This window comes from Marivirga sp. (genome assembly GCF_035704835.1).
Classification (GTDB): domain Bacteria; phylum Bacteroidota; class Bacteroidia; order Cytophagales; family Cyclobacteriaceae; genus Marivirga.
In genome coordinates this window covers 139496-154535 of the sequence record NZ_DASSWQ010000023.1, presented here as the reverse complement: position 1 = coordinate 154535, position 15040 = coordinate 139496, and the positions used below count along the sequence as shown (strand labels likewise).

At 32.4% G+C, this 15040-nt stretch carries 16 protein-coding genes; 9 read left to right on the top strand and 7 right to left on the bottom strand.

All coding sequences use genetic code 11. The annotated features are described in order from the left end of the window. Window positions 1–36 precede the first annotated feature (36 nt). On the bottom strand, window positions 37–1998 hold the full coding sequence (gene gyrB, locus VFM92_RS04350) for a DNA topoisomerase (ATP-hydrolyzing) subunit B (protein WP_325120971.1): 1962 nt from the start codon (window positions 1996–1998) through the stop codon (window positions 37–39). 163 nt (window positions 1999–2161) lie between these two features. On the opposite strand from gyrB, the gene VFM92_RS04345 reads away from it, so the two are divergent. Beyond that, window positions 2162–3622 (top strand): leucine-rich repeat domain-containing protein, encoded by a 1461-nt coding sequence (locus VFM92_RS04345; protein ID WP_325120970.1) that lies wholly within the window; start codon window positions 2162–2164, stop codon window positions 3620–3622. Here VFM92_RS04345 and ung read toward each other — a convergent pair whose 3' ends face one another. Continuing rightward, window positions 3623–4285, bottom strand: a complete 663-nt coding sequence (gene ung, locus VFM92_RS04340) for a uracil-DNA glycosylase (protein WP_325120969.1) — start codon at window positions 4283–4285, stop codon at window positions 3623–3625. It abuts the gene before it with no gap. Window positions 4286–4401: 116 nt separating this feature from the next. Here ung and apaG point away from each other — a divergent pair, with 116 nt between their 5' ends. Then, complete coding sequence (gene apaG / locus VFM92_RS04335) at window positions 4402–4788, top strand: Co2+/Mg2+ efflux protein ApaG (RefSeq protein ID WP_325120968.1); 387 nt, start codon at window positions 4402–4404, stop codon at window positions 4786–4788. Between the two features lies 1 nt (window position 4789). After that, window positions 4790–5569 (top strand): class I SAM-dependent methyltransferase, encoded by a 780-nt coding sequence (locus tag VFM92_RS04330; protein ID WP_325120967.1) that lies wholly within the window; start codon window positions 4790–4792, stop codon window positions 5567–5569. On the opposite strand, the gene VFM92_RS04325 is transcribed toward VFM92_RS04330, so the two are convergent. After that, complete coding sequence (locus tag VFM92_RS04325; RefSeq protein ID WP_325120966.1) at window positions 5566–6150, bottom strand: methyltransferase domain-containing protein; 585 nt, start codon at window positions 6148–6150, stop codon at window positions 5566–5568. The genes VFM92_RS04330 and VFM92_RS04325 overlap by 4 nt on opposite strands. Before the next feature lie 100 nt (window positions 6151–6250). Between VFM92_RS04325 and VFM92_RS04320 the strand changes: the two genes are divergently transcribed. Next, a complete protein-coding gene (locus VFM92_RS04320; protein WP_325120965.1) occupies window positions 6251–7183 on the top strand; it encodes a chromosome segregation protein SMC in 933 nt (310 codons plus the stop codon). Window positions 7184–7205: 22 nt separating this feature from the next. Then, window positions 7206–8348, top strand: coding sequence for an acyloxyacyl hydrolase (locus VFM92_RS04315; protein ID WP_325120964.1), 1143 nt, complete (start codon window positions 7206–7208; stop codon window positions 8346–8348). Between the two features lies 1 nt (window position 8349). On the opposite strand, the gene VFM92_RS04310 is transcribed toward VFM92_RS04315, so the two are convergent. The 3 genes from VFM92_RS04310 to VFM92_RS04300 all read right to left on the bottom strand — a co-directional run bounded on the left by VFM92_RS04310 (window position 8350) and on the right by VFM92_RS04300 (window position 11089). After that, entirely contained in the window at window positions 8350–10200 is a 1851-nt protein-coding gene (locus VFM92_RS04310; protein WP_325120963.1) for a PAS domain-containing protein, read from the bottom strand. Window positions 10201–10295: 95 nt separating this feature from the next. After that, window positions 10296–10598 (bottom strand): hypothetical protein, encoded by a 303-nt coding sequence (locus VFM92_RS04305; protein WP_325120962.1) that lies wholly within the window; start codon window positions 10596–10598, stop codon window positions 10296–10298. A 47-nt stretch (window positions 10599–10645) separates the two neighbouring features. Then, on the bottom strand, window positions 10646–11089 hold the full coding sequence (locus VFM92_RS04300) for a hypothetical protein (protein ID WP_325120961.1): 444 nt from the start codon (window positions 11087–11089) through the stop codon (window positions 10646–10648). Between the two features lie 143 nt (window positions 11090–11232). On the opposite strand from VFM92_RS04300, the gene rpsF reads away from it, so the two are divergent. The 4 genes from rpsF (at window position 11233) to VFM92_RS04280 (ending at window position 14051) form a co-directional block, all read left to right on the top strand. After that, window positions 11233–11604: a 30S ribosomal protein S6 gene (gene rpsF / locus VFM92_RS04295; RefSeq protein WP_325120960.1), complete on the top strand. Its 372-nt coding sequence runs from the start codon at window positions 11233–11235 to the stop codon at window positions 11602–11604. Next, entirely contained in the window at window positions 11601–11858 is a 258-nt protein-coding gene (gene rpsR / locus VFM92_RS04290) for a 30S ribosomal protein S18 (protein ID WP_013452439.1), read from the top strand. Before rpsF ends, rpsR begins: the two co-directional genes overlap by 4 nt. A 23-nt stretch (window positions 11859–11881) precedes the next feature. Continuing rightward, window positions 11882–12325 (top strand): 50S ribosomal protein L9, encoded by a 444-nt coding sequence (rplI, locus tag VFM92_RS04285; RefSeq protein WP_325120959.1) that lies wholly within the window; start codon window positions 11882–11884, stop codon window positions 12323–12325. A gap of 364 nt (window positions 12326–12689) precedes the next feature. Further along, entirely contained in the window at window positions 12690–14051 is a 1362-nt protein-coding gene (locus tag VFM92_RS04280; RefSeq protein WP_325120958.1) for a sensor histidine kinase, read from the top strand. On the opposite strand, the gene VFM92_RS04275 is transcribed toward VFM92_RS04280, so the two are convergent. Then, the gene (locus tag VFM92_RS04275; protein WP_325120957.1) at window positions 14038–14934 is read right to left on the bottom strand and encodes a DUF2279 domain-containing protein; all 897 of its coding nucleotides are present in this window, start codon (window positions 14932–14934) and stop codon (window positions 14038–14040) included. The two genes, VFM92_RS04280 and VFM92_RS04275, sit on opposite strands and share 14 nt — an antisense overlap. Window positions 14935–15040: the final 106 nt, after the last annotated feature.

Genomic DNA, 15040 nt, shown 5'->3' with positions numbered 1-15040 from the left:
TCAGTTTGAGCTTTTTTTATGCTTTATTAAAATTGATTAAATATCAATCTTAGCATATTTTGCATTTTTTTCGATGAAATCTCTTCTTGGTGGAACTTCATCCCCCATTAACATGCTAAATAAATGGTCCGCTTCAGCAGCCGATTCAACTGAAACTTGCTTCATTTTTCTTGTTTTAGGATCCATTGTAGTACTCCACAATTGCTCAGGATTCATTTCTCCAAGACCTTTATATCGTTGTAGGTGAACAGACCCTTCTGATCCATCGGGAGAAATTTCTTTCACTACCTGAACTCTTTCATCTTCGGTAAAGACGTAACGTTCTGTTTTACCTCTTTTAATTAAATATAAAGGTGGTTGTGCTATATAAATATAACCAAGATCAATCAGTTCGCGCATATAGCGGAAGAAAAGTGTAAGAATTAAGGTACGAATGTGAGATCCATCAATATCAGCATCGGTCATGATCACTATTTTATGATACCTTAATTTTTCCAGATTAAGTGCTTTCTCATCATCCTCAGTTCCAATACGCACACCTAATGCGGTTAAAATATTCTTAATCTCATCATTATCGTAAATCTTATGCTCTTGTGCTTTTTCAACATTCAAAATCTTACCTTTCAAAGGTAGTATTGCTTGAAAGTTACGGTCACGTCCTTGTTTTGCAGAACCACCGGCAGAATCTCCCTCCACCAAGTATATTTCACATAATGCAGGGTCTTTTTCAGAGCAATCTGCTAGTTTACCAGGCAAGCCTGAACCAGTCATTACATTCTTTCTTTGCACCATTTCACGTGCTTTTTTAGCAGCATTCCTAGCTTGCGCTGCCAAAATCACTTTTTGAACGATGGTTTTTGCTGCCTTAGGATTTTCCTCTAAGAAATATTGTAAGGTTTCAGATACACAGCTTTCCACTGCACCCATCACATCGGAGTTACCTAATTTTGTCTTGGTTTGCCCTTCAAACTGAGGCTCTTGTACTTTAACTGAAATAATAGCTGTTAATCCCTCACGGAAATCATCTCCGGTTATTTCAATTTTTTGTTTCTCTAAAAGTCCTGATTTGTCTGCATAACTTTTAAGTGTTCTGGTTAATGCTCTTCTAAAACCAGAAACGTGGGTTCCTCCTTCTATCGTGTTAATGTTATTTACATAAGAAACTACATTTTCACTGTAGGAAGTGTTATAATTTAAAGCTACCTGAACTGGTACTCCATTTTTCTCCCCCTCCATATAAATTGGTTGAGGAATTAATTTTTCGCGACTTACGTCTAAATATTCCACGAACTCTAAAAGACCACCTTCTGAAAAGAAATTTTCTTCTTTCGAGTTACCGTCATCGTCTTTATCTCTATGATCTTGTAATTTTATTTTAATTCCAGCATTCAAATATGCTAATTCTCTCAAACGAGAAGCAACTGTTGCATATTTAAATTCCGTTTCCATGAAAATAGTGGAATCGGGTTTGAACTGAATTTTAGTACCCGTGATATCAGTTTCACCAACTGGTTTTACAGGCGCTTTTGGAAAACCTTCAGAATATTCTTGTTCGTAAATTTTACCATCTCTGCTGTAAACAGTAGCTTTCAACATAATAGATAAGGCATTCACACAAGAAACCCCTACACCGTGAAGACCACCAGAAACTTTATAAGAATCTTTATCAAATTTACCCCCAGCATGTAGAACAGTCATTACAACTTCCAATGCAGAGCGACCTTCTTTTTCGTGTATATCAACTGGAATACCACGACCATCATCCATTACAGTAACCGAGTTATCCTCGTTCAATTCTACCGTAATTGTAGTACAATGTCCTGCCATGGCTTCATCAATGGAGTTATCCACTACTTCCCATATCATATGGTGTAGTCCTTTAACCCCAACATCACCAATATACATGGCTGGTCGTTTTCTAACTGCCTCTAAGCCTTCTAAAACGGTAATATTACCCGCTGAATATTCTGTATTCTTTTTATCTTTTTCTGTACTCATAGTGTTTTTACCAAAAGGTCAAAAATAGGTTATTTTAATGGATTTTGATAGCTTTATTAAGTGTTTTTTCCTCTTAATTACCTAATTGAGCTTTAAAACAATTTTAAATAAATTTGAAACTATCATTTTATTACTATATATTTAGTTTTAAATAGATTGATTTATGAAAATTTTCCAACTCCTCATATTGCTATTGTTTTTAGCATCAAATATTTTGTTTGCTCAACAAACCCATAAATTTTACAATAAACAAGATTCAATTGATTATCATCATTACAGTATGATTATGTCATCGGGTTATAAAATTAGCGTTAAGGATGGAGTATTTACTCGTGAGTTAGTCGATAGCAGTTATCAAGATTCAAAAAATTTCATTGATTACGATTCTGCTTACAAACTGATGAAGGAAATTCCGAGATTCGAATATTACATTCGAAAACAAAATGCGGATTATACCAAAGCTCAAGACTTAAATAAAACTACCGAATATGATACTATTACTCATGTTTCATTTGAAGGAATAGATTTAAAAAGATTACCACTATTCAAATTGCTAAAATGTAAAAATTTGAAAGAAATTGAGCTTGTTAATACTTCAGTAAAAAAAATACCTTGGCTTCTGAGCTGGAAAATTTTTAGCTTGGATAGCTTGGAAACTATAAGAATTTACAACCACGCACCTGACAAAACCATTAAATTCAAAAGGAATACAAACATTACAGAGCTAGTTTACCGAGATAGTCCCTACTCTCCTATTCCGAAAAATATTCATAAACTTAAAAATGTTCAAGAAATAGATCTGGCCAGAAATGACTTTCAAGAAGAAACTGAATTTCACCTCGAAAACATTGAAAATCTGGAACATCTAAATTTATCAAGGAACAATATTGACCTTGCTAATTTGGCTGAAGATTCCGTTCATAATTTAAAATACATCGTTTTATCGTTTAATAATTTAACCTCTATACCAGAAGAAATTGGTCTATTGAAGGATCTGATAGATTTACAATTTGCAGAAAACGATATTAAAAGTGAATTAATCCACCCGGCTTTAGGAAGCTTGAAAAAGCTGGAAGTTCTCTCCTTCTACAAAAATGATTTGGATAGTTTACCGCCATTTATTTTTAATTTGAAAAACTTGAAAGAGCTTGACTTATATTTCAATGAAATTGAAACAATACCTCAAGAACTAGGCAATCTGCAAAAATTGGAAAGGTTTTATGTTGCGCATAATAGGTTTTACAGCATACCAGAAACTATTGGGAAATTAAAATCATTGAAAGAATTTTACATCCATCATAATCGTGTTTCCTATTTACCGGAAAGTTTATCGAAATTGGAACACATCACAGATTTTCATATTCACAATAATTATTTTCAAGGCTTTCCTGAATTCGTTTTAAACTACAAGAAATTAGAAGATTTGGATATTTCATTTAATGACATCCATAAATTTCCACCTGAATTAGTGCAGTTGCACCATCTGAAATATCTATGGATGCGAGGTATTACTTTTGAAGCGTCAGGAAAAGAAGAAGCACAGGAATTAAAAAACACCTTGGAAACACTACAAAAAAAAGGCGTAAAAGTAAGTATTGAGCTAGACCAAAAAATTAATCCTTAACTACCAATCAATTGGTTTTTTATTTTGACTGACCAAAAATTCATTACATGCACTAAAAGGTTTTGAACCAAAGAAACCTCTATGTGCTGCAAATGGGGAAGGATGAGGAGATTCAATTACAAAATGTTTTTTTCGGTCAATAATCGCTCCTTTTTTTTGGGCATAAGCTCCCCATAAGATAAAAACAATCTTTTCCTTACCCTCAGAAACCCTTTGAATAACTGCGTCTGTAAACTCTTCCCAACCTTTTTTCTGATGTGAGCCAGGGGATTTAGCGGCAACAGTTAAAGTAGCGTTTAATAAAAGTACTCCTTGCTTTGCCCAGCCCGTTAAATCGCCATTTGGTGGCATTGACTTTCCTAAATCGGCTTTTCGCTCTTTAAAAATATTAACTAAAGATGGGGGCATCGGCACACCAGAATGAACAGAAAAACATAATCCATTAGCCTGCCCTGCTCCATGATATGGATCTTGGCCCAAAATCACTACTTTCACTTCATCAAAAGGACAAGCATCAAATGCCTTAAATATCTCTTTTGCAGGAGGATAAACTGTTCTATTTTGATATTCAGATTTGACGAAATTTGCTAAATTATGAAAATAATTTTGTTCAAATTCATTTGAGAGTTTTTCTTTCCAGCTATTTTCTATTTTTACTTCCATTGATTTTCTTTGTTCAAAATTAGAAAAAGATCTAAAAAGCCAATAGTTTTATTTGAATGTAATAAATCTATTAACAATTCATGCGCTTAGGGGTTTGATTTGTGTATATTTACATTATGGTTCAGTCAATCACAAAAGGCATACATGTCACCGTTCAAACGGAATTCCAGCCGGAGTATAGCAGTCCAGTACAATTTCACTATGTATTCACTTATAAGGTAGAAATTGAAAATAAAGGTGATCAAACTGTGCAATTACTTCGAAGGCAATGGTTCATTCATGATGCTGGTTTTGAACTTAAAGAAGTTGAAGGAGAAGGTGTGATTGGACAACAACCTATCCTTGAGCCTGGTCAAAAACACACCTATGTTTCGGGTTGCAATTTAAAATCCCCTTACGGAAAAATGCACGGTTATTACCAAATGGAAAGAATGCTAGATGGACAATTAATTGAGGTAAGAATACCAGAATTTAATATGATTGTTCCATTCAAACTTAATTAAATTGAATTTCTTTTTATTAAAAGAATACCTAATCTATTTTCATAAAAAAACTGATGAGCATTCGCTCCACTCCCCTTTTTTCTATCATTTTTATCAAAACCTTATTAAAGATAAAAGCTTCCAGTCTGAATGGAAAATAATTGAATTGAAGCGACTTGAATTACTGAAGGATAATTCTGAAATTGAAATAGTTGATTTAGGAGCCGGTTCAAAAGTGGAAAAATCACACAAACGTCAAGTAAAATCTATTGCCAAAAACAGCCTTTCTAGTGCCAAATTCTCACAATTCCTTTTCCGCTTAATCCAAAATTTTAAATTTAAAAATAATATTGAACTAGGTACAAGTTTAGGAATTAATACAGCTTATATGGCTAGTGCAAATCCAGAAGCCTCCGTATTTACCTTTGAAGCAGACCCGTATTCATTAAATATTGCTAGAGAAATAAACAAAGACTCCAAAAATATAAATTTTCATGAGGGAAATATTGGAAAAATGCTCCCAAAGTTGCTTGAAGAATATAATCAACAAATTGGCCTAGTTTATGCAGACGCAAACCATACTTATAAAGCTAGCCTCGATTATTTTAATATGATTCAACCTTACTTGAATACGCATTCGATTTATATCTTAGATGATATTCATTGGTCAGCTGACATGAAAAAAGCTTGGGAGGAATTAAAGAAGTATAAAGAGGTAACTACAAGTATTGATTTATTTGATGCTGGTTTATTGTTTTTTAATCCCGATTTCCAGAAACAAGATTATATTCTTGATTTTTAATTAATAGGCTTTAATTTGATAAAAAGCTCATTTCCCTGCCGCTCAGGGATGGAGTTGTAAGCAGTCTCCATCTTTTGAATTTCAAAATATTTAGAAAACAATTTCTTATATTCTTTTTGATTACCTCCAAAGGGCGGATGATCCTCAAAGAGTGGAATATTAAAAAGTAAACCAACTAACCGACCCGCAGGCTCAAGTAGCTGAATCATTTTTTCAGCATAATTACTCCTTAAATCTGGATTTAAAGCACAAAAAAATGTTTGCTCTATTATAAAATCAAATTTTCCATCTACATTAAAAAAATCAATATTTAGTAACTGAGCTTTCGGGAAATCAGGATTTTCACTAGAAAATTTTTGTAATGGAATACTGGAGAAATCTAACAGAAAAACATTATTAAAACCCTTTTTCCATAAATACGCAGCTTCGTAGGCATTTCCACATCCAGGAATAAGAATTTTAGCGTTTTTATTCTCTACTTGGCCCATAAACTCAGCAATAGCAGGTGATGGATATCCTATATCCCATCCAAGCTGATTATTTTTATATCTATCAGTCCAATAAGTTTCATTTAACTCCATGCGGTAAACTATAATATTTGATTAAATTTGAAGTTTAAATTTTACTAAATAAATTGTAGTAAAGAACTACAATAATAAACTTATAAAAAGTTTTATTCAAATGTCAGCAGAACCAAATAAATCCGATCTAAACTCACAAGAACAAGAAAGTAAAAGTTCCAAGAAGATTATAATCATTTTTTCCTTTATCGTAGTGATTGTGGCAATTATTGGTATTAAATTTTACCTAGATGCCGAAAAAGAAAATCAGCAATTACAACAGGATTTGGCAAAAACATATGGTGAACTGGATAGTATCAGTATCCAATTAGATAAGAAAATCGCAGAAATAAAGAATTTGGGTGGCGATATAAGCGAGCTTCAGCTTATCAGAAAAAACTTAGAAAGTGAAAAAGAAGAACTTAAACGGTCTAACAATTGGGCAGCAAATCAAATTCAACGCTATCAAGATAAAGTGGGGGGGTACGAAGAATTATTGAATTTGCAGGATGAGAAAATAAAAAAATTAGAAGCAATCAATAAAGAATTGCTTGTTGAAAACACTGACTTGAAATCTGATAAAAATGCGCTTAATGATAGTATAAGTAGGCTTAAAGATAATAGAGAAAGATTAGAGGATAAGGTAGCAGAAGCCTCCAAGCTGAAAGCTGAAAACATTGGATTAACTGCCATCAATGACAGAGGTCGAGAAAGAGAAGGAACTGAATTCAAACCAAGACATCTATCTAAATTAAAAATTCAGTTTAATTTAGCAGAAAATAATATAGCTCAGCCAGCAGGAAAAGATATTATATTAAGAGTTATAAATCCTGCTGGTAATGCATTATTTGATATTTCCACTGGCTCAGGATCTTTCATGGTAGAAGGGAAAGAAATGTTCTATACTGCAAAACAGGAAATACTTTTTGATAATACTCAACAACAACTTTCATTTGTCTATGATAGAGGCGAGGAATATGAAGAAGGTGTATATAATGTCGAATTATATGCAGACGATTATATCATTGGTAAAATGAAGTTTGTGATCAATTAAGTGATTTTTATTTAAATAATTAATGCCACTATTAAAAACAATCACTGTAATTGCTTTTTTTGCTACATTGCAATTTACCGCATTTTCCCAAAAAAATAACTACTTAATTCCTGAGGTCATGATAGGCTCAATTGTGCCTAATTATATGAATGGACCTCAATTTGGTCCGAGAATTGGTGCTGCCATCACCTATTACAAATCCTCAAATGAGGATACTCCTACCAACCAATATTATAAATTTCCTTTGATCGGAATTCAAGCTGGCTTCCATAGATTAGGAAATCCGTTTGTATATGGTAATGAATTAAATGTTATGCCAGTTTTAGGTTTAAATCTTAAAAAAGGTATGTTTCAGTGGGGAATTGGTACTTCATATTTTACGAAAACCCACCAACAAAATGAACTAAATAAATCGATTGGGAGTCATTTTAACTGGGCTTTTCAATGGATGTATTACAGAAACTTTAAATTAACTGATCATAACAACATACGGCTGGGTTTTGGATACCATCATTCATCAAATGGACATACACAATTACCTAATTATGGTCTAAATTCAGCAGTTCTATCCGTTGCATTAACTCCTTCTACCTTCAATATCGCAAAATCAAATTCAAAAGAAATACCTAAAAGTAGAGAAGTATTTATTGTTGCAAGAAGTGGAATTGGTTTCCATGAATTGGGAAGCACAACTAGTCCCGTGGGTGGAGATAAGAAATTAGTTTTTAGCAGTAGTTTTGGAGTTGGAATCACTTTCAAACAGCATTTTCGTTGGTATGCAGGTTTCGGAACCCGACATTATCAACATTATGCTGATTCCATAGCTAACAGCCCTATATTGCAAGAATTGGAAATACACCCTAATAATCATTTTTTTATGATGGGAATAGAATATTTAATTTACCATGTGGGGATTTCAATTGAAGGGGGTATAAATTTATCGAAACCATTCTATTACCATTTTGCCGAAGAATATGAAAATACAGAAAGCATAAAGTATACTCTGAAAAAAATATTTCCTAGCAGAATGGGAATTAAGCTTTACCTGTTAAATACTGCGAAAAAGCCGAAACATAACCTATACATTTCGGCTCATATAAATGCTAATTTTGGTCAAGCCGACTTTTCAGAAGCAAGCTTAGGTTACGTTTACAACTTCCAATAATTTATATCAACCTTATCTCCTCTAGCTGTTTATCAAATAATTTCTGAGCAATTTCTTCTTGTTCAATTACATAACGAACTCCCACATACTTTTTAGGCTTTCCATCTGCATCTAAAACTGGTGAGATAACGGCATCAACCCAATACACAGATCCATCTTTAGCTTTATTTTTTATTATGCCTCGAAATACTTTTCCTGCTTTAATGGTTTCCCATAATAATTTAAAAACTTCTGATGGCATATCAGGATGACGGAAAATGTTGTGTGCCTTCCCTATCATTTCTTCTTTCGAATATTTAGAAACTTCAATAAGTTTCTGGTTTACATAAGTGATGGTTCCGTACAAATCAGCTTCTGAAACAATCGTTGATTCATTCAAAATCTCCTCTCTTGCTTTCATTTCAGCTTGCATTTTTTCCATATCATGCATCTGTCTTTCCATTTCATCCGTCTGAGCGCTAAGCTCCTCCATATTTTGTCGTAGTTCCTCTTCCTGCTGCTGAAGTTGTTGATTTTGCTCCTCAGTTTCTTTATTCTTCCGCTCCATCTCTTCCTGAGTAGCCTGCAATTCCTCCATATTTTGATGCAATTCTTCTGCCTGAGAACGCATCTGTTCTTCTTGTTCTTGAGAAAGCTCTAACAATCTTTTAGTATTAGCATTAATTTTATTCATACTAAATGAAGTTGCTAAACTTTCTCCTAACTTCTTCAGGTAATCTATCTTATAATCTGGTAAAACCTTAAAAGAGGCAATTTCAAGAACGCCCTCAATTTTATCATTTGTCATTAATGGCATAATGACAATGTTTTTTGGAGGTGCATCTCCTAAACCACTCTTTATCCTAATAAAATCATCAGGGACTTCAGTCAGATAAATCATATCATTCTCAAGATAACACTGTCCTATTAACCCCTCTCCGATTCTCACCTTATCTTTAATCAACTTTTTTCTACCAAAAGCAAAAGCAGCCTTCATTTCCAAATAAGGTTCCTCATTTTCTTCTTCCTTCTCTACAAGATAAATCGCACCCTGATTAGCTTCTACATATTTAACAATTTCACTGATTACTTCTTTTGAGAGCTGCTCAAGATTGTCAAATTGTCTCATAAGAGAATTTACCCTACCTAAACCTTCTGTCACCCAAGCTCTATTTTTTTCCTCTTCCTGTGCTTTTTGTACTTCTTCTAAATTCTTTTTTAAATCACTTTCGGACTCATGCAGCTCACGAGTTTGCTCCTTATTACTTTCAATTAAATGCTGGCTTTTCAGCTCTGACCTATAATTAAAGTAGGCTAATAAAAAGACAACCGCATATATTAATAAGATAGATACCACATAATTCACCTGAAATAAAATTCCTTCTGTGATAAAGTCTAAACTTACATTTTCTACCCAAATGAAAGGCAAATAATCTACCCCAACAAAAATGATGAAATTAAGAATGATTGAGATGAGTAAATAAGACTTCTCCCTGATATCAAATACTAAAAAAGGAATGATTGAAAAAGAGGTCATGATGAGATAGAATACTAAAGGAACCGTATCATTTTCATGAATCAGATTTGAGGTAAAAAGTGCAGCGAGAAAAAGAGGTCCCACAGCAACTAGTATTCTGGCAAGATAAATAGCTCCAATTCTATTAAAAACCCAGACTAATCCCATTGCTAAAATTCCTACCAAGGGAATTGCAATTAATTGAGGTACATAAAAATAAGCAATTAAAGAGAATGGCATCGCAACAAAAAACATTATAAATAATGCCGCCATGTTGCTTAATCTGATTTTAGCATTTCCGTATTCAGGGTAATTTTCTCGAACTCCGATTGTTTGTAAACGGTAAAAAAAATTCATAGAGATGATTAAGTGGAATTAAAAAGTGATGACTAATGTCAATCCTAAAATTATAAAAAATAATTAAATAGCAAAAAATGGTCTATAAATCATCCTCAAACTGTGATTTGAGGACTTTGTGGTTCCTTAAATTCTGATTTTTCAAAAATGATGAAACTCAAAATTCCGAAATAAGAAACTGAAATATTACCAAATTGATATTCAAATTGACTGTAAAATAATCTGTTGTGATATTCAAATTGACCAAGTTTCTTTAAAGCATCTGAACTTAATTCTGAACTTTTATGAATAGTGCCATAGTCAGCTGCAATTCTTTGGAAATAATCTTCTTGCCTAGGGACAAGTAAAACAAAAAGAAGAAGTATTAGAATGATAAAAACAATTAACTTTCTAGCCATTATTAGAAAACTGATTTCTGACCAAAAAGTTAGCTTCACTTAAGCTTTTATAAACCTTTACACTCTCCTGAATAATCTTCTACAAATTGAAGATTAAGTTTATTATCAATATTCGAGTGATAAATCTCTAGAACAAACACACCTGAAGTGTAAGCTTCACTATTTTGGTTAAGCCATAAGGTATCTGATTTATAGACTTGATTATCGGATAGACCTTTTGCAATAAAATAATCAGTGTTAAGTGAATCAATATTAATCCAACAAGTATATTGCTTCAATGGAAAGAAACCAATAGAGTCACTTTGTCCACTTATATCATAATATAAAACGTCAAAATCGACTCCACTATCATTAAATAAGGCTAGATTAGCTTTATTATTTTGAATTTCGCCACAAACCACAGGAATACATAAATCTTGATTAATTTGATCCATGTCCATACAAGAAATAGTAAAAATTGACAAAACAAATACGGTAAATAAAAATCTCATAGTTTGTACTTTCGGTGTGTAAGACAGCGGAAACTCGATAAAGGTTGCAAAGAAACAATAATATATCAATAAACTTCAAGCAATGATTTGTTGATTTTAAAGATTATCACTATTTTTGCGATTTAATTTTAAACAATAAACAAATGCAATTGAATAATTACGAGACGGTATTCATACTTACTCCCGTTTTATCTGATGCTCAGATGAAGGATGCTGTCGACAAGTTCAGAAAAGTCTTAGAAGACAAAAAGGCTGAAATCATTAATGCTGAGCAATGGGGCTTAAAAAAATTAGCTTACCCTATTCAGCATAAAAGCACTGGTTTCTATAACCTAATTGAATTTAAGGCTACGCCTGAAGTTGTTGCTGCACTGGAGTTGGAGTATAGAAGAGACGAGAAAATCATGAGATTCTTAACAGTAGCTTTAGATAAGCATGCTATAGAATACGGAGAAAGACGCAGAAAAGGCGCATTTAATAAACCTAAAGAACAAAAAGAGGAGGTAGCGAAATGACACTTCATAACGAGCCAATTAACCAGAAAAAGCAAGATAATCAAAAGAAATATTGCCGATTCAAAAGATACGGTATCAAATATATTGATTACAAAGATCCTAACTTCTTGTTGAAGTTTGTTAATGAGCAAGGTAAATTATTACCAAGCAGAATTACTGGGACAAGTGCTAAATATCAGAAAAAAGTAGCGCAGGCGGTAAAAAGAGCAAGACACATTGCCTTATTACCTTATGTTACTGATTCATTAAAATAATTAACCCAAAAATATTTATAAAAATGGAAGTAATCTTAACACAAGATATAAATGGATTGGGCTATAAAAATGATACAGTAAATGTAAAGCCCGGTTATGGTAGAAACTATCTTATCCCACAGGGATTTGCAATAATTGCCAATAACTCAAACGCTAAGAAAATTGCTGAAAACATTCGTCAGGCTGCACATAAAGCAGAAAAATTGAAGAATGATGCTCAAGCTATCGCTGATAAAATAGGTGATTTAACTTTAAATATTAAAACTAAAGCTGGTGAAAGCGGAAAAATATTTGGAGCTGTAACAACAGTTCAAATTTCAGATGCTTTGAAAGAAAAAGGTTTTGATATTGATAGAAAGAAAATTGCTATCTCAGGAGATATTAAGCAATTAGGAGAGTATAAAGCTACTATTGACTTACACAAAGAAGTGAAGAAAGAAATTTCACTTGTTGTAGAAGCTGATTAATACCTCTAAAACATAAGTTCAGAAGCCTTTTGTAGAAATACGAAAGGCTTTTTTGTTTCACTCCATCTTAAAAAAAGCTTTTACCATAATGGAGCAGCAGGTTTAATGAACATAAGAGTAAATTAGTCTTTCCTTCTTGTCGCTGATTATTATAAAAACAAGATTTTATATTTTAATGAAGAAGTTCAGGGTCAATGGTTTTACATATTTATTTGGAATTTAAACATTTGACTTGACATAATTGAAATAAAATTATTCCAGTAAAAAACATTACATTACAACTAGTTTTAATAATCTAAATTCATAAAGTGAATATATTCTATTATCTTGAATATCAATTAAATCTACTTTTTAAAATTAGGTAATGAGCTTTTGGAGCAAGTATAAAATTACAGTGGCCAGAACGATTTTTAGACAACAAGATTCAATACAAAATTTATCTTATTATCGAAATCAATTATTTTTTTACATTTTACTATATGGATTAGCATTTTCTCCCATTGCTATCATTCCAGGTATAATTGCTTCTTACCGAACTGGGTACTATAATCTAGTGATTTTAAATATTCTTACTTTTATAGTATTACTAATTTTGGGTTTTGCAAAACCAATTAAAATAAAAGCTAGGAAATTAATACTCGTTTCATTTCTATTTGGTGTTGCATGGACACTCCTTTATCAACTAAAATTGGAAGGTCCTGGACTAATATATTTGTTTTCAGTTACTATTGTCTCTTGCCTTATCCATTCTGGAAAATTAGCTTATCTATCGATTTTAATAAATGCCATTATATTCACTTTTATAGGGTTAAATATTGAATTTAAATGGTTTCATCTTCCTTTGACGGAAAATCATCAAATGATAACATGGTTCGGAATAGTGGTTAACCTTATTTTCTTAAGTATCATTATTGTCGCTTGTTTTGATGTGATTTTTAAGAAATTAGAAAAAAATATAATTCAGCAAAGGACGCTTAATGAAACCATTAATAACGATAATCTGAAAATGGCAGAGACGCAAAAAGTATTAAGAGATAAAAACGAGGAACTTAACCAATTCGCTCATACCATTGCCCACGATTTAAAGGAACCATTACGGTCTATGCAGACCTTCGCTCATTTAACCATTAGTCGATATCAAGAATCTATACCCGAAAAGGGACAGGAATTTTTAAGCCATATTCAAACATCTTCGGAACGAATGGCAATATTACTAGATTCATTATTAGAATATGCTCAGTTAGGAAAAGGAAAACGGATATCTGTTTTTTCAGTAAAAGATATAGTTCAAGAATTAGAGAAGGATCTGAACCAACTTATTACTGAAAATCAAGCTAAAATAATTTATAATAGCTTACCCAAGATAAAAGGTTATGAAATTGAGTTTAAGCAATTACTGCAAAACCTGATTGCAAATGCTATTAAATTCAAAAAAGATGATGAAGACATCACCGTCAAAATCAAGGCAAATGAGAAGGCAGATTTATGGGAGTTTTTAATTACTGATAATGGAATAGGCATTGAATCTAAACACAAAGAAAAAATATTTACCATTTTCCACAGATTACATAGAAACAAATTTCCAGGCACAGGATTAGGCTTAGCTAACTGTAAAAAAATTGTAGAAATACATGGCGGTAATATCTGGGTTGATTCAATTCCTGAGAAAGGAAGTACATTTTACTTTACTATTAGCAAGAACTTAGAAACTACTAAAAATGAATAAAATGAAATACCCACCCATATTCTGTGCTATATTCCACTGCAGGTGCAGGTAATTTGGTTAAATTTAATGCTTCTAGCACTCCATTTAAAAATCTGTTATTACATTTAAGTTTCCCAAAATCAATATCGGGAGAGAGAAAAAATTGACGATATCGATTAATTTCAGAAATTTGCTGACCTCCTACCCTTGATGGATTATCGAATTCTGAAAGCATACCACCAGCACTATATCCTATGGCTACATTTAACCATTCAGGAATTTTTTGATTTGGTATTATCCTATTAAGATTCAAACTTAACCAATATGTTTGCGCATTATAATCCGTAAATAAACTTTCTAATGCATTATCACCCAATACACGAGGATTAATTTTTGAATATGAACTTGGGAAATAAGAGAACTTCATTTTCACTATTTGTTCATTAGCAAGCTTTTGTTGTGTCATGAATAATAAAGAGCCAGCAGTATTAGCATAAACATCTCCCCAGGAAAACCCATAACCTTCATAGAGCCCGTCAAAAATCTCAATAGGAAGTTGGAAAATGAAGCCTAAACTCCCACCTAAGAAAATAGAAGTATTTTCATTTACACCACTCCATTTTAGCATTTCATAACCCGCTCTACTTTGATGATAAGCTATATAAGCATGCGCGACCTTATCCATCTGATTCCAACCAGCATTATCATTATAAAAATGCAAAGGCACGCGCTCATAATCTTTATACCACACTTCGGATAGATACAAAATACCAGCTGTATAAGCTGTGGCTGTTAATCCCACAGAAAAAACAAATCGCTTCTTATTAAATGCTGTAGAATCAGATTGTCCGTTAAGACCAAAAGATATAAATAATACTAAAATAAAGATCATTTTTTTACTCATATCAAAGAATAATTTCAATACTGGAAAAAGACACAAAATAAATTCAAAAGGATTGAAATTTTCAATTAATTATTTCTGAGGATAATTTACTATATTCATATCAAAC